The sequence below is a fragment of the Catenulispora rubra genome (assembly GCF_015356825.1).
Taxonomy (GTDB): Bacteria; Actinomycetota; Actinomycetes; order Streptomycetales; family Catenulisporaceae; genus Catenulispora; species Catenulispora rubra.
Genome location: NZ_JAACYW010000700.1, coordinates 1 through 595, shown reverse-complemented (window position 1 = coordinate 595; position 595 = coordinate 1). Strand labels below are relative to the sequence as shown.

Here is a 595-nt window from a genome sequence, read left to right as displayed (position 1 = left end):
GAGACAACACGGTCCCCCGCCCCATCCGCGAACAACTCCCTGATCCGCTCCTCGAAACCGGAGCCCCCGACATCCTGATTCGCATCCATGTACTTCATCCCCTTTCCAGTTCGACGTGCTCGCCCCGCTCGGCGAACTCCGGCAACGCCCGCAGCCGCCCCAGGGCGCGCGACAGGCTGCTCTTCACGGTCCCCGGCGCGATCCGCAACTCCGCCGCGATAGCCGCCTCACTCAGGTCCGCGTAGTAGCGCAACACCACGACCTGCCGCTCACGCCGCGAGAGCTTCCGCAGCGCGGCCTGCATCAGGTCCTGCTGCGCCTGACGGTCCGCGATATCCCAGGCCTGCGCCCGCTCCGGCACCGCATCCGTGCTCCACTCACGCCCCCGCCGCAGCCGCCACCAGTCGCGATAGGAGTTGACGATGATGCGGCGCACATAAGCCAACGGATCGTCGGAACGAATCCGGTGCCACCGCAGATAGGCACGCTCCAACGCAGTCTGCGTCAAATCCGCTGCCCGATGCGGATCCCCACAGATCAGCTCCGCCAACCGCAACAGGCGCGCCCCCTGCGCCCCAACGAACGCAGTGAAGTC

General features: G+C 67.6%; 1 protein-coding gene. It reads right to left on the bottom strand.

Going from position 1 to position 595, the window contains the following annotated elements; translation table 11 throughout:
- Positions 1 to 94 precede the first annotated feature (94 nt).
- Positions 95 to 595, bottom strand: a 501-nt coding sequence (locus GWK61_RS55025; RefSeq protein WP_194922359.1) for a SigE family RNA polymerase sigma factor, incomplete at its 5' end; no start/stop codon positions are given.